Below are 20,082 nucleotides of genomic sequence, written 5' to 3'. Positions count from 1 at the left end.
TCCTCGTACCTGCGGCTGCTGATGGCGCGCAATCCGCAGCAGGCCCTGGACGAGGGCCATGTGATCGGGCAGCTGGCGCGGGAGCGGGCGGAGGCGGTCGACCGGCTGACCGCCGACGAGAAGAGGGCCGCCGCTCTGGCCCGCGCCGCCCGCACGGCGTACGCCNNTGCTGGCCTCGCTGAGCGCCGAGCAGCTGGCGGCGCTCGCCGAGTTCGAGAAGAGCGGGATCGCCACGGCCCAGCGGACGTTCCTGGCCTCCGGGGTGCTCAGCGGGCTGCGCCCGCCGTCGCGGCAGGGCGAGCAGGCCGTGCGCTACGCGGTGCGGCAGCTCGGCAAACCGTACCAGTGGGGCGCGGCGGGCCCGCGGGCGTACGACTGCTCGGGGCTGACCTCGCGGGCCTGGAGCCACGCCGGGGTGTCCATCCCGCGCACCAGCCAGGAGCAGTGGGCCCGGCTGAAGCGCGTCCCCCTGAGCGAGCTGCGGCCCGGCGACCTGGTCGTCTACTTCCCCGAGGCCACCCATGTCGCCCTCTACCTGGGCGACGGCATGGTGGTGCACGCGCCGCGGCCGGGCGCCAGGGTGAAGGTGTCGCCGATCGCGGCCAACCCGGTGCTGGGAGCCGTCCGGCCCGACCCGGGCGGGATGCCCCTGCCGCACTATGTGCCGCCGCGGCTGCCCCCGGGCGCCCTGGACGGGCCGGACGCCGGCCTCTACGCGGCGGAGGCCCCGGAGACCTCGGCCAGATAGGCCCGGGCCTTGTCCGGGTCGAAGAAGAAGTTCTCCAGGTCGGCCGGGTTGTCGAAGCAGTTGACGAAGCGGTGGGCGATCCGCGGGAACTCGCCGGCCGCCCCGAGGATGTCCAGGACGTGCTCGGGCGGCGGGGCCAGCATGGCGTTCGTCCACTTGACGACGTGCTGGGCGGTGTCCCAGTAGCGGTCGAACGTCTGCTGCATCCACTCCTCGTCGAACGGCTTGTCGCCGCGCTCGAGGATCGACGCCAGGTAGGTGGCGGCGCACTTGGAGGCCGAGTTGGAGCCCTGACCGGTGATCGGGTCGTTGGCGACGACGACGTCCGCCACACCGAGGACCGCCCCGCCGCCGGGCAGACGGCCGATCGGCTTGCGCACGGTCGGGGCGTAGCGGCCGGCCAGGACGCCGTTCGCGTCGGTGAGCTCGACGTCGGTGGTCCGCGCGTACTCCCAGGGCAGGAACGTCTTCATGAGGTCCAGCGTCAGCTTCAGGTGCTCGCTGGGGTCCTTGACGCCGCGGAAGACGTCGAGCGGGCCGCCGGGGATGCCCTCCCAGAAGAGGATGTCGGCGCGGCCGGAGAGGGTGTAGGTCGGCATGATGAACATCTCGCCGACACCGGGGACGATGTTGCAGCGGACCGCGTCGAAGTCCGGGTGCTCCGGGCGCGGGGCCAGACCGTGCACATACGCCACCGCCAGTGCGCGCTGCGGCTCGCTGTACGGGGAGCGGGAGGCGTCCCGCTCGAACATCGACACCAGCTCGCCCTTGCCCGCCGCGACGAGCACGAGGTCGTACGTCCGGGAGAAGTAGTCCAGGTCGCCGACCGTGGCACCGTGGATGACCAGCTGGCCGCCGCGCTCCGCGAAGGTCTCCATCCAGCCGGACATCTTCACCCGCTGGTCGACCGACTGCGCGTACCCGTCCAGCTTGCCCACCCAGTCGATCGCGCGCTGGGTGGGGCCCGGGTCGTGGGAGCCGGGCGCGGCGACCGAGATCCCCAGGCCCTCGATGTTCGGGGTCTGGGGCTCCCAGAAGTTCAGGCCCAGGTCACGCTCGTGCTGCAGGGCGGTGTGGAACATGCACTGCGTCGACATGACCCGACCCGAGCGGATCTCGTCCGCGGTCCGGTTCGACATCAGGGTGACGTCGTACCCGTGCGACTGAAGACCGAGGGCGAGCTGGAGACCGGACTGGCCGGCCCCCACGATGAGTATTCTCCGCATACGGGTGCTGCCTCCTACGACTCGGGGCTACTCGCTGGCTGGCTGCTCGCGGGACGGGGCCTGCGGGTCCTACTCGGGGGTCTCCTCAAGGGCGTGAGCCACGAGGGCCAGCAGGGTCTCGATGACCGAACTCCGCCGCCGGGCATCCATGATCATGACAGGTATGTGCGCGGGAATCGTCAATGCCTCCCGCACGTCCTCCGGCTCGTACAGCTCGCTGCCGTCGAAGTGGTTGACCGCGACGACGTACGGCAGTCCGCAGCTCTCGAAGTAGTCCAGTGCGGGGAAGCAGTCCTTCAGCCGACGGGTGTCGGCCATGACCACGGCGCCGATGGCACCGCGCACCAGGTCGTCCCACATGAACCAGAACCGCTGCTGGCCCGGCGTGCCGAACAGGTAGAGCACCAGGTCGTCGTCGAGCGTGATGCGGCCGTAGTCCATGGCGACCGTGGTGGTCACCTTGCCCGGTGTGGCGGTGAGGTCGTCGGTCCCCTCGCTCGCCTCGGTCATCAACGCCTCGGTCTGCAGCGGCGTGATCTCCGAGACGGCGCCGACCAGCGTGGTCTTGCCCACGCCGAAGCCGCCGGCCACCACGATCTTGGTGGCGATCGGGGCACGGGTGCGATCCGTCTGCCAGGACTTCAACTCCTCGTCGGGCTCGTCGACGAGCGGGGCGACGCCGGGGGCGTCGGTGACGGCGGAGTCAGAGACGGCGGAGTCCACTCAGCACCCTTTCCAGCAGAGCGCGGTCCGGACGGCCCGTGCCGTGGCCGGTCCCGGTTCCGTACACACGAATCCTTCCCTGGTCCGCGAGGTCGCTCAGGAGCACGCGGACCACGCCGAGCGGCATCTTCAGCAGCGCGGCGATCTCGGCCACCGTACGCATACGGCGGCACAGTTCGACGATGGCCTGCATCTCCGGGGTGACCCGGGTGGCGAGGGAACCTTTCTCGAGTTCCTTGCGCTTCTCGGGCGCCTCCAGCGCGGCCACGAACGTCTCCACGAGGAGGACATGACCGAAGCGGGTGCGACCGCCGGTGAGCGTGTAGGGACGGACCCGGGCGGGTTTGCGGTCGGCGCCGCGGACGGGAAGCTTCTTCTGGGTGTCGCTCACTGAGCCGCCCCTTGACGGGTCTCGCCGGCCTCGGTCTCCAGGGATCTGCGCAGTTCGTCGCGGAGTTCCGGCGTCAGGACGTGTCCGGCGCGGCCCACGAAGAGCGCCAGGTGGTACGCGACGACGCTCATGTCGCAGTCCGGGGAGCCGTGGACGCCGAGCAGCGAGCCGTCGCTGATCGACATGACGAACAGGCTGCCCTCCTCCATCGCGACCATGGTGTGCTTGACGGCACCGAACTCCATCAGCTTGGCGGCGCCCACGGTGAGGCTGCCGATGCCGGAGACGATGGTGGCGAGGTCGGCGGAGGAGCCGCGGGGGCCGGTGCGCGGTGTTTCGCGGGCCTGGCGGGCCTCGTCGTTCTGGTCCGGGTCGGAGGACAGGAGCAGCAGGCCGTCGGAGGAGACCACGGCGACGGACCGGATGCCGGGGACCTCCTCCACGAGATTGTTCAGCAGCCAGTGCAGGTTGCGGGCCTCACTGCTCAGTCCGAAGGTGCTGGGCGCGGTCAACTGCTTGCCTCCTCGACTGTGCCCCCCTTTTTCCGGTCTGCGATTTCCGCCTCCACGTCGCGGTAACCCGCCTTCGCTCCCCGCTGGAAGCCGCCGAGGCGGCGGCGCAGTTCCTCGGCGTTGACGGAGGCACTGCGCTGACGGGGCGGGGTGGTGGGGGCAGTGATCCTGGGTGTGCGCTTGGGCAGGCCCTTGGCAGTGACGGGTTCCTGTGCCGCATCGGGGGTGCGCTGGTGCTCGGCCTCGACCTCGGCGTCGTTGCCGGTCGTGGTCTCGGCTTCGCCTTCGTTGTCGGCCGGGGCGTTCTCCCCCGCGCCGTCCGTGCGGGTCTCGTGGCCGGGTGCGGACGGCCCCTGCGAGGGCTGCTCGCCGTCGGCGGGTGCGGACGTGGGGGCCGATTCCTTCGAGTCCGGCTGCTGCGCGGCCGGCTTCCCGGAGGCCGGCTGGTCCGGGGACTGCTCCTGCGCCGGGGACGGAAGCAGAAGCTCCATCGTCGTCTCGGCCGGCTCCTCCGCGGCCGGCTTCTTCTCCGAGGGCTCCTCGGACTCCTGCGCGGCCGGCTTCGCCGGGGGCTCCTCGGCCTCCTGCGCGGCCGGCTTCTGCGCGGACTCCTTCTCGGCCGGCTCCTTCGTCGCGGACTGCTCCTGCGCGGCCGGCTTCCCCGGCTGGGTGCGGGTGGGGAGGACGTTGGAGTTGGCCTCGGCGTCGGCGCCCGGCAGGGACACGGTGGAGGTGTCGGAGGGCTTGGCGGAGGAGGCGGGGGCGGACGCCAGAAGGGTCTTGGGGACGACCACGACCGCCGCGGTACCGCCCTGCTTCTGCTCGCGCAGCTGGACGCGCACACCGTGGCGGTGGGCGAGGCGGGCGACGACGTAGAGGCCAAGGCCCAGGCCGTCCTCGCTCTCCTGGTCGTAGGGGGACTCCGGATCGAAGTCGGCGAGACGGGCGTTGAGGCGCTTCAGCCGGTCGGCGGAGATGCCGATGCCCTCGTCCTGGACGGAGAGCATGACCTCGCCGCTCTCCAGGAGCCAGCCGGAGACCTCGACGGGCTGCTCGGGCGGGGAGAACGACGTGGCGTTCTCCATGAGTTCGGCCAGCAGGTGGGACAGGTCGTCCGCGGCGAAGCCGGCCACATGGGTGCGCGGCGGCAGCGCGGCGATGCGGACGCGTTCGTAGCGCTCGATCTCGCTGACCGCGGCCCGGACGACGTCGACCAGCGGGACCGGTCCGGCGGTGTGCTGGACGTGCTCGGTGCCGGCCAGCACCAGGAGGTTCTCGCTGTGCCGGCGCATGACCGTGGCGAAGTGGTCGAGCTTGAACAGCGTGGACAGACGGTCCGGGTCCTGCTCGCTGTTCTCCAGGCCCTCGATGACGGTGAGCTGCCGCTCGACCAGGCCGAGCGTGCGCAGCGCCAGGTTGACGAAGGTGCCGCCGATGCCGGCGCGCAGCTGCTCCAGCCGCTTGGTGGACCGGTTCAGCTCGGCCTGGAGTTCCTCGCGGGCGTCGGCCATCTTCTGGCGCTGGCCGACCAGGTGCTTGCGGTCGGCCTCCAGGGTGGCGACCCGCTCGGCGAGGGCGACGGCCTTCGCGTGCAGGGCGTTGACGGAGCGGACGACCTGAGCGAACTCGTCGTTGCGGCCGGTGAACTTGACCGGTTCCTCGGCGGCCGGGTCGGCCGCGCCGGCCAGGCGGGCCGAGCCCCGGCGCAGCACCGCCAGCGGGCGGGTCAGCGTGCGGGCGAGCGCGGTGGTGATGCCGATGGTGACCAGCAGCAGCCCGCCGAGCAGGGCGATGCGGATCTCCAGTGCGGTGACGTCGTCGTCGCGGAGCTTCTCCAGCTCCTTGGTGCGGCGGTCGTAGAGGGAGGACTCCACGCCGCGCATCAGGTCGACGCGGGCGCTGAGCGCGGCGTCGGCCTTCTTGACGCTGATGCTCAGGTCGCTGTCGGAGAGCGTCGGCTGGTCGGTGAGGGAGGTGAGGTACTTCTCGGCGGAGTCGACCTCGGGCCCGGTCACGGTGGAGTCGTACGAGGTCAGGGCGGACTGGGGCGCGATGTCGCGGAACGCGGCGAGGGCCGCGTCGGAGCGCAGCTGGGCCTGCTGGGCGGCGGCGCTGAGGGCGTCGCGCTGCTTGGTGTCGGACTCGGAGGAGCTGCTGACCTGCGTGGGCAGGCCGGTGACCGGGTCGATGACGGTCTGGCTGGAGCTGGGGACGTTCAGGGCGGCGAGCAGCAGTCCGCGGGCGGCGGCGGCCTGCTGGACGGCCGTGTCGAGCTCGGCGAGCGCGTACGCCCCGGAACCGGCGCGGGCCGGCATCCGCTCGGCCAGCTGCTCGGCCAGCCTGTGCAGGTCGGCGATGGCGGCGGAGTACGCCTGGTGGACCTGCAGGGCGCTGTTCTGCCCGGTCAGCGCGGAACGGCGCACGGCGGCGATGCCGTCGAGGTCCTTGCGCAGCCAGGCGGGTGTGCCGGGGTCGGAGCGCAGCTCGTCGACCTGGCGGTCCACCCGGGCGCTGCGCTGCTGCGAGGGCGCCTTGGTCTTGGGACGGCCGGCGGCGAGGTAGGAGGTGACCTCGTCGCGCTCGTCGGCGAGCGAGTGGGCGAGGGTGAGCGCGCTCTGGGTCCGCTCGGCGAGCGTCACCAGGTTCTGGGAGTCGTGCAGCTGCCCGGAGGCGGCGATCACCGAGGGGGCGCCGGCGCCCGCCACGGCGGCGGCCACCACGGCGACGGCCGCGATCAGACGGTTGCGTACGTGCGTGGGACGGCCCCTGCCGACGGGAACGGCGGACGCGCCGGGGGTGTTGGGCTTTCCGGGTGCGCCGGACGCTCCGGCCTTTCCCGGCGTGCCGGGCGTGCCGGGCGTCTGCTCCGGTTCTGCTGCCGAGGCCGTCTGCTTGCCTGTGCGCCGAAGCCGCGTCTTCTGCACCGGTGCTCGCATTCCTGTACTCGTGTACCCATGGGCCCGGGTGGTGCCCGCGTCGGCCGGCGCGGACAGGTGCGTACACCCTCCCCCCGCGCTCCGGCTCCGCTCGAGTCTCGAGCGGGGGACCCGTGCCGGTTCCCGACCCTCCCAGTGCCGGTGGGCGTCGGTCCCGCATCGTCCGACCGGCCACCCGAAGGAGTGAACCCCGGAGGAGAGTTGGCGGGCAAGTTCTTCCTTCGGCGGCGAAGGGCGTGTGCGGCGAGCCGGTTGGACGTCTGCGGCAGGCTTTGGCAATATTTGCCGCTACACCTTCCCAAAAGCCCCTCATTTTCGCGCAAATCGGATGACCGGGCCGTGTTCCCGTGTCCCTTCCCGGCCCGCCTCCCCCTTTCGCAGAGACGGTGAAGGGCTCGTGCAGACTGGCCGGATGCGCACTGAGGTTGTTTCGGAGCCGGGTCGTCACGACTGCCCCAACGAGGACTTCGCGAGCGTCGGACTGCCCATGTCTGGACAGGGTGGTTGCCTCGTCGTCCTGGACGGAGTGACACCGCCGAGGACCGGCACGGGGTGTTCTCATTCGGTTCCGTGGTTCACCGCCCGGCTCGGTGGCGCGCTGACCGAACTGACCGTTTCCTGCCCGGATCTGACGCTGCCGGAGATCCTTTCGCGGGCCATTGCCCGTACCGCCGAATCGCACGCCCAAACCTGTGACCTTTCTCACCCGCGCACGCCCCAGGCAACCGTCGTTCTGGCCCGCTGGTCGGCGGAGACGGTCGACTACCTGGTGCTGGCCGACTCGGTGCTTCTGCTGGAGTCCGCCGACGGTGCGGTCACCCCCGTCCTGGACGACCGGCTGGCCCGTCTCCCCCGGGCCTCGCTCGCCACCGACGCGCTCGTCGACGCCGTCGTCCGCAACAAGGAGGGCGGCTTCTTCACCGCGGCGGCGGACCCCTCGGTGGCAGAGCGGACCGTGACGGGCAGCGTGCCGCGTCACGAGGTCCGCGCACTGGTCGCCCTGACGGACGGGGCGGCGCGCTGGGTGGAGACCTTCCGTGCGGGCGACTGGGCGCAGTGCGCCGCCCTCGTGCGGAAGGAGGGGGCGCGGGCCCTGGTGGAGCGGGTGCGGGCCCTGGAGACGGCCGACCGGGAGGAACGGATCCGTCTGCGGCGCAGCAAGACGCACGACGACGCGACGGTGGTGTTCGTCGAGCCGTGAGGCCGGGCCGCGGGACCGCACCGTGCGGCCGGGCCGTGCGGCCGGCCGGGCGGGGCCGGCTACTTCTCCATGACGCGGTTCAGCTGGTGCAGCAGCCGGGCGAGTTCGGCCACCTCGCGGCGGTCCCAGTGGGCGAGCTGGCTGACGTAGCGGGCACGGCGGGCCTCGCGCACCCGGCCGACCCGGCGGCGGCCCTCGTCGGTGAGGGTCACCAGCCAGGCCCGTCCGTCCGCGGGGTCCGGTGCGCGGGTGACGAGGCCGAGTTCCTCCAGGGCGCGCAGCTGGCGGGACATGGTGGCCTTGCCGACGCCGATGTACGCGGCGAGGTCCGTGGCGCGCTGGCCGCCGCACTCCTCCAGCCGGACCAGCAGTCCGTACGCGGCGGACTCCAGGTCGGGATGGACCTCACGGGCCATCTCGCTCTGATTGGCCCGGGCACGCCGCAGCAGCACCGTCAGCTCCCGCTCCAGGGAGAGGAATTCCCGGTCCGCGCCGCTCGGGTCCGCACCGCTCGGGCCTGCCCCGCGGGGATCCGTGCCGCTCGGACCGGTCCCACGGGGGTCCGCACTCCTGGGTGACGCGCCGGATGCGGCTCCACGTCCGTCGCGGTTTGCGTCTTCGTGCACGTCGGTCCCTGCCTGAAGTTTCCCGTTGCTCGAGGTTTCCGCCAGTCTGGGCCATCGCCGCAGTTCCGTCAGTATTTCGCAGGCGCGGCCCGACGGCGGAATCCGGCCTCGCACCGGGCAGGTGCCGTCCGTACAGGCACCGTTTCGGACAGATGCCGTGCGCGTTCCGGACAGCTGCCGTGCGCGCGGCTCCGGCCGGGCGCGGGCGGTCCCCGGCCGGACGGCGTCCGTCCGCACACGGCAGGACGGCGGCTCGTGCCCACGCAGGACGAAGGCCCGGGTCTCCCTCACGGCACCCGGGCCTTCCCTCCTCCGGCCGCGTCCGTCACACCGCGACCGGAACCTCCGGCTCCGCGCCCTTGGTCGCGGGCTCGAGGGCCAGTTCGAGGACCTGGCGGACGTCGGTGACGGTGCGGACGTCGAGCTTGTCCAGCACCTCGGCCGGGACGTCGTCCAGGTCTGCCTCGTTGCGCTTGGGGATGATGACGGTGGTCACCCCGGCGCGGTGGGCGGCGAGCAGCTTCTGCTTCACGCCGCCGATGGGCAGGACACGGCCGGTCAGCGAGACCTCGCCGGTCATCGCCACGTCCGGGCGGACCAGACGGCCGGAGAGCAGGGACGCGAGGGCCGTGGTCATCGTGATGCCCGCGCTCGGGCCGTCCTTGGGGACCGCGCCGGCCGGGAAGTGGATGTGCACGCCCCGGTCCTTCAGGTCGCCCACGGGCAGCTCCAGTTCGGCGCCGTGGCTGCGCAGGAAGCTCAGGGCGATCTGCGCGGACTCCTTCATCACATCGCCCAGATGACCGGTCAGGGTCAGACCGGCCGCACCCGTCTCGGGGTCGGCGAGGGACGCCTCGACGAAGAGGACGTCGCCGCCGGCTCCGGTGACCGCGAGGCCGGTCGCCACACCCGGGACGGAGGTACGGCGCTCGGCCGGGTCCTGGGCCGACTCGGGCACATGGCGCGGACGTCCGAGCAGACCGCGCAGGTCCTCCTCCCGGACGGTGAACGGCAGCTCCCGCTCGCCCAGTTCGTGCTGGGCCGCGACCTTGCGCAGCAGCCGGGCGATGGACCGCTCCAGGTCGCGCACACCGGCCTCGCGCGTGTACTCGCCGGCCAGCTTGCGCACCGCGCTCTCCTCGATCGTGACCTCGTCCGCACGCAGACCCGCCCGCTCCAGCTGGCGCGGGATCAGGTGGTCGCGGGCGATGACGATCTTCTCGTCCTCGGTGTAGCCGTCCAGGCGCACGATCTCCATGCGGTCGGCGAGGGGCCCCGGGATCGCCTCCAGGACGTTGGCGGTGGCGAGGAAGACGACGTCCGACAGGTCCAGCTCGACCTCCAGGTAGTGGTCCCGGAAGGTGTGGTTCTGGGCCGGGTCGAGGACCTCGAGCAGGGCCGCGGCGGGGTCGCCGCGGAAGTCGGAGCCCACCTTGTCGATCTCGTCCAGCAGGACCACCGGGTTCATGGACCCGGCCTCCTTGATCGCGCGCACGATCCGGCCGGGCAGCGCACCGACGTACGTCCGGCGGTGGCCGCGGATCTCGGCCTCGTCGCGGACGCCGCCGAGGGCGACGCGGACGAAGGAGCGGCCCATGGCGTGGGCGACGGACTCGCCGAGGCTCGTCTTGCCGACACCGGGAGGCCCCACGAGCGCGAGGACGGCACCGCCGCCCCGCCGCGCGCTCCTCCGCGCGGCCGGAGCGTTCCGCTCCGCCTCCTCCTCGGACCGGTCGGACGGCCGGCCGGGCTGCTGACCGGTCTGCTCGGACCGGTCGGACGGCTGATCGGACTGCTCGGACCGGCCGGGCTGCTGATCGGACTGCTCGGACCGGTCGGACGGTCGATCGGACTGCTCGGGCCGGCCGGGCCCGCCGTCGAGCACGTCCAGGCCGCGGTCGCGACGGCGCTTGCGCACGGCCAGGTACTCGATGATGCGTTCCTTCACGTCCTCCAGGCCGGAGTGCTCGGCGTCGAGCACCTCCTTGGCGCCCCGGATGTCGTAGGCGTCCTCGGTCCGCTTGTTCCACGGCATGTCGAGGACCGTGTCGAGCCAGGTGCGGATCCAGGAGCCCTCGGGCGAGGCGTCGGAGGCGCGCTCCAGCTTGTCGACCTCCTTGAGCGCGGCCTCGCGGACCTTCTCGGGCAGGTCGGCGGCCTCGACGCGGGCGCGGTAGTCGTCGGACTCCTGGCCCCCCTTGTCGCCGCTCAGCTCGCGCAGCTCCTTGCGGACGGCCTCCAGCTGGCGGCGCAGCAGGAACTCGCGCTGCTGCTTGTCGACGCCCTCCTGGACGTCCTTGGCGATGGCCTCGGCGACGTCCTGTTCGGCGAGGTGGTCGCGCAGCTGCTGGGTGGCGATCCTGAGACGGGCGACCGGGTCGGTGGTCTCCAGCAGCGTGACCTTCTGGTCGGTGGTCAGGAAGGGCGAGTAGCCGGAGTTGTCGGCGAGCGCCGCGACGTCGTCGATGGCCTGGACACGGTCGACGACCTGCCAGGCGCCGCGCTTGCGCAGCCAGGCGGTGGCGAGGGCCTTGTACTCCTTGACCAGCTCCATCACCTGGCCGGGCAGCGGGTCGGGCACGCTCTCGTCGATCCGTGTGCCCTCGACCCACAGCGCGGCCCCCGGCCCGGTGGTCCCGGCGCCGATCCTCACCCGGGCGCGACCGCGGATGAGCGCGCCCGGGTCGCCGCCGGCCAGCCGGCCGACCTGCTCGACCGTGCCCAGCACGCCGATCTTGGCGTAGGTCCCCTCGATGCGCGGCACCAGGAGCACCTTGGGCTTCCCCGGTTCGTCCTTCGCGGCGGCCTGCGCGGCCTCCACCGCCGCCCGCACCTCGGAGTCGCTCAGTTCCAGCGGGACCACCATCCCGGGCAGCACGACCTCGTCGTCGAGCGGCAGCACGGGCAGGGTGAGTGGTGTGAACGCGCCGGGCTCAGCAGCCATGATCTCCCCTTCGGCAGTCAAGTTGAGTTCTGTCGACTCAATGCATGGAGGGCCGCCGATTGTTCCCCACCTCACGTTCGCTGTGAGCGATCACGGGAACCCTGCCGAGGCACGGCTGCGTACAGCCACGCCTCCTCGCACCGGGCGCCCGAGAGGCCCGGGACGTCCGGGGCCGCCGGGCGTTCCGCGAGCGGCGGGCGCTTCCGCCGGGCGGCCCGCACGGTCGCGCACGCGCGCGCGTGCGCGACCGCACAAAGGGGTCTCGGACCGCTTCCGGCGGGCGTACGGCACGCACGCGTGCGTGCCGTACGCGCTTCACGTGGTTGCGGCGCCCTTGTGGGGCAGGATGACCTCATGACCGCCTGGTACGACACCCCTGTGGTCCTGGACCGCCGCGAGGGCCCCTACGGCGAGGTCGTGCTGCGACGGCATGGCGCACTGCTGCAGATCATCGCCAACGGGTGCTTCCTGATGGACACCTCCGACGGCCGCTCCGAACGCCTTCTCGTCGACGCGGCGCTCGCCGCCCTGGGCCCCCGGCACGAGCCCAGCGTGCTGATCGGCGGCCTGGGCGTCGGCTTCTCACTCGTACACGCCGCCGCGAATCCCCGCTGGGGGCGGATCACCGTTGTCGAACGCGAACCCGCAATCATCGACTGGCACCGTGACGGCCCCCTCTCCGAATTGACCGCCCGGGCACTCGCCGACCCGCGCACCGAGATCGTCGAAGCCGATCTGGCCGCCTACGTCCACGAAATCTCCACGTCGTTCGACGCGCTGTGCCTCGACATCGACAACGGTCCCGACTGGACGGTCACCGAGGACAACAAGGAGCTGTACCGGCCGGCCGGACTGGCAAGCTGCGCAAGGATTTTGACGCCGCGTGGAGTCCTCGCCGTATGGTCTGCGAAGCCGTCCCCGGACTTCGAGGAAACCATGCGGAATGTCGGATTCCGGCATGTGCGCACCGAAGAAGTCCCCCTTGCCCGGGGAGTTCCCGACGTCGTGCACCTCGGGGTATGGCCTGGATAGCAAAGCCGCGGTGACTCCCCGTACGCTGCTGCCCTGACGCCGATCATTCAAGCGTCAATCGCAACTACGCGCAGTCACCGAATCACCGCACGGATTCCGAAAAGCACACTCAGGGGCGGGCGATGGAAAAGACACACACCGCGCACAACGGCACAACAGCCACTCCGGGAGCCCAGCGCCGGGTGCTGGTGGTCGAGGACGACCAGACCATCCAGGAGGCCATCGCCACCCGCCTGCGTGCCGAGGGATTTCTCGTACAGACCGCGCTCGACGGTCCGGCGGCCGTCGAGGTCGCCGAGGCCTGGCAGCCCGATCTGCTGATCCTGGACATCATGCTGCCCGGCTTCGACGGCCTGGAGGTCTGCCGCCGGGTGCAGGCCCACCGCCCGGTGCCGGTGCTGATGCTCACCGCGCGGGACGACGAGACCGACATGCTGGTCGGCCTCGGGGTCGGCGCCGACGACTACATGACCAAGCCGTTCTCGATGCGCGAGCTGGCCGCACGCGTGCACGTGCTGCTGCGCCGCGTGGAGCGGGCCGCGCTCGCCGCGGCGACACCGCGCAACGGCACCCTGCGTCTGGGCGAGCTCGAGATCGACCACGCCCAGCGCCGGGTGCGGGTGCGCGGCGAGGACGTCCACCTGACGCCGACGGAGTTCGACCTCCTGGTGTGCCTGGCGAACACCCCGCGTGCGGTGCTCTCCCGCGAGCAGCTGCTGGCGGAGGTGTGGGACTGGGCGGACGCCTCCGGCACCCGGACCGTGGACAGCCACATCAAGGCGCTGCGCCGGAAGATCGGCGCCGAGCGGATCCGCACGGTGCACGGCGTGGGCTACGCGCTGGAGACACCGACCCCATGAGCGACGGGCAGGCCACACGGAGGGAACCCGGGGAGCCCTGGGGTGGCGTACGCCCGTTCTCGATCAAGACCAAGCTGGGCGCACTGGTCGTCATCTCGGTGCTGATCACCACGGGTCTGCTGATGATCGCGGTGCGCACGGAGACGGAGCTGCGCTTCATCACGGTCTTCTCGATGATCGCCACGCTCCTCATCACACAGTTCGTGGCGCACTCGCTCACCGCACCGCTGGACGAGATGAACGCGGTGGCCCGCTCCATCTCGCACGGCGACTACACGCGCCGGGTGCGGGAGAACCGCAGGGACGAGCTGGGCGACCTGGCCCAGACGATCAACCGCATGGCCGACGACCTGGAGGCCCAGGACCGCCAGCGCAAGGAGCTGGTGGCGAACGTCTCGCACGAGCTGCGCACGCCCATCGCGGGCCTGCGCGCGGTGCTGGAGAACATCGTCGACGGGGTCACCGAGGCCGACCCCGAGACCATGCGCACGGCGCTGAAGCAGACCGAGCGGCTGGGCCGGCTGGTGGAGACGCTGCTGGACCTGTCCCGCCTGGACAACGGCGTGGTCCCGCTCAAGAAGCGCCGCTTCGAGGTGTGGCCCTATCTCTCGGGCGTTCTGAAGGAGGCCAACATGGTCGCCTCCGCCCGCGCGGGCATCGCCTCCGACTCCGGCAGCCACACCCGTACGGATGTGCATCTGCACCTGGACGTCCACCCTCCGGAGCTGACCGCGCACGCCGACCCCGAACGCATCCACCAGGTCGTCGCCAATCTGATCGACAACGCGGTCAAGCACAGTCCGCCCCACGGACGGGTGACGGTGAAGGCGCGGCGCGGACCGCAGCCGGAGTCCCTGGAGATCGAGGTCCTGGACGAGGGACCGGGCATCCCGCGGTCGGAGTGGCACCGCGTCTTCGAGCGGTTCAACCGGGGTGCGGTGAGCCGGCCGCACGGCCCGGGCAGCGACGGCGGCACCGGACTCGGTCTGGCGATCGCCCGTTGGGCGGTGGATCTGCACGGCGGTCGCATCGGTGTGGCCGAATCCGAGCGGGGCTGCCGGATCCGCGTCACCCTTCCGGGGCTTTCTTCTCCGTCAAATTGACGTAAAGTGGGATCTTGAACCATCAAGGTGCACACATGTCCCCGCAGGCGGACACGTGTGACCAGGGCAGGGGTCCGTCACTCCCAGGAACCGGACCCGGGCCCACCCTTCCCATGTGCAGCAAAACCAGGCTTGTTTCCCGCCAATTCCAGCCCTGAAACCCTGCTTTAGATGTGACTTACACGACGAAGGAGCAGCCCGGCCTCACCTTGCGGGGCCAAGAGGCGTAGCCTTGATTCCCGCTGTCCCATCATCTTGTGAAGCGGAAGAGGGCGGTTACCGCTGTGTCGCCACAGTCCCCCAGTAACACGAGCGTCTCGACCGATACCGACCAAAGCGGGAAGAACCCCGCGGCCGCGTTCGGTGCCAACGAGTGGCTCGTCGACGAGATCTATCAGCAGTACCTCCAGGACCCGAATTCCGTAGACCGCGCCTGGTGGGACTTCTTCGCCGACTACAAGAAGGGGGGCGCTGCCACCCCTGCCTCGGCGGATGCCGCGGGCGCGGGAACCGCGGGGACCACCACCGCGCAGCAGCCCCCTGCCGCTCCGGCCGCGCCCGCGCAGCCCGCGGCCGCGCCGAAGCCCCCGGCCGCGCCGAAGCCCGCGGCTGCCGCTCCGGCCCAGGCCCCGGCTCCGGCCGCGAAGCCGGCCGCTCAGCCCCAGGCGCCCGCGAAGCCGGCCGCCAAGGCCGACGCCGAGCCCGCCGCCAAGGCGCCCGAAGGCCCTGAGTACGTGACGCTGCGCGGCCCCTCCGCCGCGGTCGCCAAGAACATGAACGCCTCGCTGGAGATGCCCACGGCCACGTCCGTGCGCGCCGTCCCGGTGAAGCTGCTGTTCGACAACCGCATCGTCATCAACAACCACCTCAAGCGGGGCCGCGGCGGGAAGGTCTCCTTCACCCACATCATCGGCTATGCGATGGTCCAGGCCATCAAGCAGATGCCGTCGATGAACTGGTCGTACGCCGAGAAGGACGGCAAGCCCACCCTGGTCAAGCCGGAGCACATCAACCTCGGCCTGGCCATCGACCTGGTCAAGCCCAACGGCGACCGCCAGCTGGTCGTGGCCGCCATCAAGAAGGCCGAGACGCTGAACTTCTTCGAGTTCTGGCAGGCCTACGAGGACGTCGTCCGCCGCGCCCGCGAGGGCAGGCTGACGATGGACGACTTCACCGGCGTCACCGTCTCCCTGACCAACCCCGGCGGCCTCGGCACGGTCCACTCGGTGCCGCGTCTGATGCCCGGCCAGTCGCTGATCATGGGCGTCGGCTCCATGGACTACCCGGCGGAGTTCCAGGGCACCTCCCAGGACACCCTGAACAAGCTCGGCATCTCCAAGGTCATGACGCTCACGTCGACCTACGACCACCGGGTGATCCAGGGTGCCGCCTCCGGCGAGTTCCTGCGCGCCGTGGCCAACCTGCTGCTGGGCGAGCACGGATTCTACGACGACATCTTCGAGGCGCTGCGCATCCCCTACGAGCCGGTCCGCTGGCTCAGGGACATCGACGCCTCGCACGACGACGACGTCACCAAGGCGGCCCGCGTCTTCGAGCTGATCCACGCCTACCGGGTCCGCGGCCACGTCATGGCCGACACCGACCCGCTGGAGTACAAGCAGCGCAAGCACCCGGACCTCGACATCACCGAGCACGGGCTCACCCTGTGGGACCTGGAGCGCGACTTCGCCGTCGGCGGCTTCGCCGGCAAGACGATGATGAAGCTGCGCGACATCCTCGGTGTGCTGCGCGACTCGTACTGCCGCACGGTCGGCATCGAGTTCATGCACATCCAGGACCCCAAGCAGCGCAAGTGGATCCAGGACCGGGTGGAGCGCCCGCACGCCAAGCTGGAGCGCGACGAGCAGCTGCGCATCCTGCGCCGGCTGAACGCGGCGGAGGCCTTCGAGACCTTCCTGCAGACGAAGTACGTCGGCCAGAAGCGGTTCTCCCTGGAGGGCGGCGAGTCCCTCATCCCGCTGCTCGACGCGGTCCTCGACTCGGCGGCCGAGTCCCGCCTGGACGAGGTCGTCATCGGCATGGCCCACCGCGGCCGCCTCAACGTCCTGGCCAATGTCGTCGGCAAGTCGTACGCGCAGATCTTCCGCGAGTTCGAGGGCAACCTCGACCCGAAGTCGATGCACGGCTCCGGCGACGTGAAGTACCACCTGGGCGCCGAGGGCACCTTCACCGGCCTCGACGGCGACCAGATCAAGGTCTCGCTGGTGGCCAACCCCTCGCACCTGGAGGCGGTGGACCCGGTCCTGGAGGGCGTCGCCCGCGCCAAGCAGGACATCATCAACAAGGGCGGCACGGACTTCACGGTCCTGCCGGTGGCGATCCACGGCGACGCGGCCTTCGCGGGCCAGGGCGTGGTGGCCGAGACCCTGAACATGTCGCAGCTGCGCGGCTACCGCACCGGCGGCACACTCCACATCGTCATCAACAACCAGGTCGGCTTCACCGCCGCCCCGGAGTCCTCGCGTTCCTCCATGTACGCGACGGACGTGGCCCGCATGATCGAGGCCCCGATCTTCCACGTCAACGGCGACGACCCCGAGGCCGTCGTCCGCGTGGCGCGGCTCGCCTTCGAGTTCCGCCAGGCGTTCAACAAGGACGTGGTGATCGACCTCATCTGCTACCGCCGCCGCGGTCACAACGAGTCGGACAACCCGGCCTTCACCCAGCCGCTGATGTACGACCTGATCGACAAGAAGCGCTCGGTGCGCAAGCTCTACACCGAGTCGCTGATCGGCCGGGGCGACATCACCATGGAGGAGGCCGAGCAGGCCCTGCAGGACTACCAGGGCCAGCTGGAGAAGGTCTTCACCGAGGTCCGCGAGGCCACCGCCGCCTCCGAGCCGGTCCCCGTGGTCCCCCAGGACCCGCAGGACGGCTTCCCGGTCCCGGTCCCGACGGCCGTCTCCACCGAGGTCATCAAGCGCATCGCCGAGTCCCAGGTCAACATCCCCGAGGGCTTCACCGTTCACCCGCGGCTGCTGCCCCAGCTGCAGCGCCGGGCCGCCATGATCGAGGAAGACGCGATCGACTGGGGCATGGGCGAGACCCTGGCCATCGGTTCGCTGCTGCTGGAGGGCATCCCGGTCCGGCTGGCCGGCCAGGACTCCCGCCGCGGCACCTTCGGCCAGCGGCACGCGGTGCTCATCGACCGCAAGACCGGCGAGGACTACACCCCGCTGCAGCACCTGTCCGAGGACCAGGCGCGGTACAACGTCTACGACTCGATGCTGTCCGAGTACGCGGCGATGGGCTTCGAGTACGGCTACTCGCTGGCCCGTCCGAACGCGCTCGTCATGTGGGAGGCCCAGTTCGGCGACTTCGCCAACGGCGCCCAGACGGTCGTGGACGAGTTCGTCTCCTCCGCCGAGCAGAAGTGGGGCCAGACCTCCGGCGTCGTCCTGCTCCTGCCGCACGGCTACGAGGGCCAGGGCCCGGACCACTCCTCCGGACGCCCGGAGCGGTTCCTGCAGCTGTGCGCGCAGAACAACATGACGGTCGCGATGCCGACCCTGCCGTCGAACTACTTCCACCTCCTGCGGTGGCAGGTGCACAACCCGCACCACAAGCCGCTGGTCGTCTTCACCCCGAAGTCGATGCTGCGCCTGAAGGCGGCGTCCTCGAAGACGGAGGAGTTCACCACGGGTCAGTTCCGCCCGGTCATCGGCGACACCTCGGTCGACCCGAAGGCGGTGCGCAAGGTCGTCTTCTGCGCCGGCAAGGTCTACTACGACCTCGACGCCGAGCGGCAGAAGCGGGGCGTGAAGGACACGGCGATCATCCGCCTCGAGCGGCTGTACCCGCTGCCGGGTGCCGAGCTCCAGGAGGAGATCAAGAAGTACCCGAACGCCGAGAAGTACCTGTGGGCCCAGGAGGAGCCGGCGAACCAGGGCGCATGGCCGTTCATCGCCCTGAACCTCATCGACCACCTGGACCTGGCGGTCGGCGCGGACATCCCGCCCGGCGAGCGGCTGCGCCGCATCTCCCGCCCGCACAGCTCCTCTCCCGCCGTGGGGTCCGCGAAGCGGCACCAGGCGGAGCAGGAACAGCTGGTGCGCGAGGTGTTCGAGGCGTAAAGCACCTCTCGCAGGTCGTGCACGGCCGGGCCGCACCCCCTCGGGCGGGGTGCGGCCCGGCCGCTTCGGCGCACCTATCCTTGACCCCATGTACTTCACGGACCGTGGCATCGAAGAGCTGGAGAAGCGGCGGGGCCAGGAGGAGGTCACTTTCGAGTGGCTCGCCGAGCAGTTGCGGACCTTCGTCGACCTGAACCCGGACTTCGAGGTGCCGGTGGAGCGGCTGGCGACCTGGCTGGCCCGGCTGGACGACGAGGACGACGACTGACGACCGGGCAGACCGCCGGGCAGACCGCCGGGCGGACGGCCGCGGTGGACGGCCGGGCGGACGGCCGCACAACGGAAGACAGCTGAACGACGGCCGGACGACGGGCACGGGCCCGTGCACGTCGCCGGCGGCCGCATGGGGCGTCCCTCGGGGGCGCCCTGTTGCTTTCCGGGGGCGTGTCGTCGCACCCCGGACACTCGTATGTCCTGGTCGCAGGGGCTGCCCCGGTCACGAGGGCTGTCGCAGTGGGCACAAAGGACCGTCGCCGGCGCGGGGGACCGTACTCCGGACGCCGTACCGCAGACGCCGCGCCTCGAGGGGCGCATCGCACACGCCGCATCACAGGTGCCGCACCGCAGACGTCGCATCACAGGTGCCGCGGCACAGGTGTCACATCGCCGGTCCCGTCTCACCGGAATGAGTGTCTTGACTTCCCCAGAGCACGATATATCGTGTTCAGCAGGCGACGCGATATGACGTGTTGCGCGTCCCATGACGGGGAGGTCTCCACCATGTCCGAGTGGTCCGTCGGCGAGCCCAGGAAGCTCACCTTCGACGAGCCGGTGACCGAGCTGAACGTCCGCATCGTCAACGGCACGGTGAACGTGATGGGCACGGACGAGAGTTCCGCCCGCCTGGAGATCTCCGAGATCGAGGGACCGCCCCTGGTGATCACCCAGCAGGGCGGCACGCTCACCGTGGCGTACGAGGACCTGCCCTGGAAGGGCTTTCTCAAGTGGCTGGACCGCAAGGGCTGGCAGCGCAGTGCCGTGGTCTCCGTGGCCGTCCCGTCGAGCACACGGGTGGAGCTCGGAGTGGTCGGGGCCGCCGCGATGGTCTCGGGAATCTCCGGGCACGCGGATGTGAAGGGCGTCTCCGGGGACACGACCCTGGTGCGGCTGACCGGCCCGGTGCGCGCGGACACCGTGTCGGGCAGCGTGGAGGCGCAGGCCCTCTCGGGCCCCCTGCGGTTCAACTCGGTGTCCGGGGATCTGACGGTGGTCGACGGCGCCGGTTCCTCGGTGCGGGCCGACTCGGTGAGCGGTTCGATGATCGTCGACCTCGATCCGGCGGGCAGTCCCACCGACATCAGCCTGACCAGTGTCTCCGGCGAGATCGCCATACGGCTGCCCCACCCGGCGGACGCGCGTGTGGAGGCGAACACCGCCAGCGGGGCGGTGTCCAACGCCTTCGAGGATCTGAAGGTCACCGGCCAGTGGGGCGCCAAGCGGATCACCGGCCGGCTCGGCGCGGGCAACGGCAGCCTGAAGGCGACGACCGTCTCCGGCTCGATCGCCCTGCTGCGGCGCCCGCCGGCCGAGGACGAACCGTGGGAGACGGGGCCACGGGACGCCCGGCCGGAAGAGGATTCCAGCGATACTCCGACCGACGGCACGACCGACAAGAAGGTGCTCTGA

The 20,082-nt window shown here is 71.0% G+C and carries 14 protein-coding genes and 1 pseudogene; 8 read left to right on the top strand and 7 right to left on the bottom strand.

The window, feature by feature from the left end; all coding sequences use genetic code 11:
• Positions 1–748, top strand: a pseudogene (locus CCN35_RS08585) (C40 family peptidase); the annotation flags it as partial.
• Here the strand turns inward: CCN35_RS08585 and CCN35_RS08580 are convergent.
• The 5 genes from CCN35_RS08580 to CCN35_RS08560 all read right to left on the bottom strand — a co-directional run bounded on the left by CCN35_RS08580 (position 712) and on the right by CCN35_RS08560 (position 6,536).
• A complete protein-coding gene (locus CCN35_RS08580) occupies positions 712–1,974 on the bottom strand; it encodes a styrene monooxygenase/indole monooxygenase family protein (protein ID WP_067391409.1) in 1,263 nt (420 codons plus the stop codon). The pseudogene CCN35_RS08585 and the gene CCN35_RS08580 overlap by 37 nt on opposite strands.
• 69 nt (positions 1,975–2,043) lie before the next feature.
• Positions 2,044–2,697, bottom strand: a complete 654-nt coding sequence (locus CCN35_RS08575; RefSeq protein WP_067391412.1) for a GTP-binding protein — start codon at positions 2,695–2,697, stop codon at positions 2,044–2,046.
• The gene (locus CCN35_RS08570) at positions 2,678–3,088 is read right to left on the bottom strand and encodes a DUF742 domain-containing protein (protein ID WP_067391415.1); all 411 of its coding nucleotides are present in this window, start codon (positions 3,086–3,088) and stop codon (positions 2,678–2,680) included. The genes CCN35_RS08575 and CCN35_RS08570 overlap by 20 nt, the downstream gene beginning before the upstream one ends.
• The gene (locus tag CCN35_RS08565; protein WP_086792077.1) at positions 3,085–3,600 is read right to left on the bottom strand and encodes a roadblock/LC7 domain-containing protein; all 516 of its coding nucleotides are present in this window, start codon (positions 3,598–3,600) and stop codon (positions 3,085–3,087) included. Before CCN35_RS08565 ends, CCN35_RS08570 begins: the two co-directional genes overlap by 4 nt.
• Positions 3,597–6,536 (bottom strand): sensor histidine kinase, encoded by a 2,940-nt coding sequence (locus CCN35_RS08560; RefSeq protein WP_079129612.1) that lies wholly within the window; start codon positions 6,534–6,536, stop codon positions 3,597–3,599. The genes CCN35_RS08565 and CCN35_RS08560 overlap by 4 nt, the downstream gene beginning before the upstream one ends.
• Before the next feature lie 412 nt (positions 6,537–6,948).
• Between CCN35_RS08560 and CCN35_RS08555 the strand changes: the two genes are divergently transcribed.
• Positions 6,949–7,737 carry a protein phosphatase 2C domain-containing protein gene (locus CCN35_RS08555; protein WP_067391420.1) on the top strand — a complete coding sequence of 263 codons (789 nt, stop codon included), beginning with the start codon at positions 6,949–6,951 and terminating at the stop codon, positions 7,735–7,737.
• Between the two features lie 59 nt (positions 7,738–7,796).
• Here the strand turns inward: CCN35_RS08555 and CCN35_RS08550 are convergent, their stop codons facing one another.
• Complete coding sequence (locus CCN35_RS08550) at positions 7,797–8,363, bottom strand: MarR family winged helix-turn-helix transcriptional regulator (RefSeq protein ID WP_086792075.1); 567 nt, start codon at positions 8,361–8,363, stop codon at positions 7,797–7,799.
• 325 nt (positions 8,364–8,688) lie between these two features.
• Positions 8,689–11,307 carry an endopeptidase La gene (gene lon, locus CCN35_RS29280; protein WP_236560575.1) on the bottom strand — a complete coding sequence of 873 codons (2,619 nt, stop codon included), beginning with the start codon at positions 11,305–11,307 and terminating at the stop codon, positions 8,689–8,691.
• A gap of 354 nt (positions 11,308–11,661) precedes the next feature.
• Between lon and CCN35_RS08535 the strand changes: the two genes are divergently transcribed.
• The 6 genes from CCN35_RS08535 (at position 11,662) to CCN35_RS08510 (ending at position 20,082) form a co-directional block, all read left to right on the top strand.
• Entirely contained in the window at positions 11,662–12,339 is a 678-nt protein-coding gene (locus tag CCN35_RS08535) for a spermidine synthase family protein (RefSeq protein ID WP_086792072.1), read from the top strand.
• A 122-nt stretch (positions 12,340–12,461) separates the two neighbouring features.
• Positions 12,462–13,199 (top strand): response regulator transcription factor, encoded by a 738-nt coding sequence (locus CCN35_RS08530; protein WP_067391428.1) that lies wholly within the window; start codon positions 12,462–12,464, stop codon positions 13,197–13,199.
• Positions 13,196–14,302: a HAMP domain-containing sensor histidine kinase gene (locus tag CCN35_RS08525; protein WP_067391431.1), complete on the top strand. Its 1,107-nt coding sequence runs from the start codon at positions 13,196–13,198 to the stop codon at positions 14,300–14,302. Before CCN35_RS08530 ends, CCN35_RS08525 begins: the two co-directional genes overlap by 4 nt.
• Before the next feature lie 284 nt (positions 14,303–14,586).
• Entirely contained in the window at positions 14,587–18,396 is a 3,810-nt protein-coding gene (locus tag CCN35_RS08520) for a multifunctional oxoglutarate decarboxylase/oxoglutarate dehydrogenase thiamine pyrophosphate-binding subunit/dihydrolipoyllysine-residue succinyltransferase subunit (RefSeq protein ID WP_067391433.1), read from the top strand.
• Between the two features lie 88 nt (positions 18,397–18,484).
• Positions 18,485–18,664 carry a DUF6104 family protein gene (locus CCN35_RS08515; protein WP_067391436.1) on the top strand — a complete coding sequence of 60 codons (180 nt, stop codon included), beginning with the start codon at positions 18,485–18,487 and terminating at the stop codon, positions 18,662–18,664.
• Between the two features lie 512 nt (positions 18,665–19,176).
• Positions 19,177–20,082, top strand: coding sequence for a DUF4097 family beta strand repeat-containing protein (locus CCN35_RS08510; protein ID WP_158100384.1), 906 nt, complete (start codon positions 19,177–19,179; stop codon positions 20,080–20,082).

The sequence above is a fragment of the Streptomyces thermovulgaris genome (genome assembly GCF_002155915.1).
In the GTDB taxonomy this organism is placed as follows: Bacteria; Actinomycetota; Actinomycetes; order Streptomycetales; family Streptomycetaceae; genus Streptomyces; species Streptomyces thermovulgaris.
This window is presented reverse-complemented; position numbering and strand designations above follow the sequence as displayed.